The 410-nt window shown below is 70.5% G+C and carries 1 protein-coding gene; it reads right to left on the bottom strand.

All coding sequences use genetic code 11. The features are described from left to right. The coding region (locus IM725_RS20140) for an LpxD N-terminal domain-containing protein (protein WP_321576227.1) at positions 1 to 410 on the bottom strand (410 nt) is incomplete at both ends.

The raw sequence follows: 410 nt of genomic DNA, 5'->3' as shown, positions 1-410 counted from the left end.
GCGCGCCGATGCTGACGCCAGCGCCGATGCGGGCGCCACTCTCGATCACCGCATAGGCGCCGACGCTGGCGCTCGGATCGACCTCGGCGTCCGCCGCGACGATGGCGGTGGGATGGATACCGGCGGCCGCCTTCGGTTTGCGATCGAACAGGTGCGACAGGCTGGCATAGGCCAGGTAGGGATTGGCCACCACCAGCGCGGTACCGGAGAACCCGTCGGCGTCGGCAGCCGTCAGCAGGACGGCGCCGGCACGGCTTTCGGGCAGGTACTTGCGATACTGCGGGTTGGCCAGGAAGCTCAGCTGAGCCGGTCCGGCCTCCTGCAAGGTCGCCAAGCCCTGGATCGGCAGGTCCGCGTCGCCACGGACTTCCGCGCCGACATGCGCGGCCAGCTGGCCCAGGGTGTAGGAC

Source organism: Ramlibacter aquaticus, assembly GCF_015159745.1.
Lineage (GTDB): Bacteria > Pseudomonadota > Gammaproteobacteria > Burkholderiales > Burkholderiaceae_C > Ramlibacter > Ramlibacter aquaticus.
This window is presented reverse-complemented; position numbering and strand designations above follow the sequence as displayed.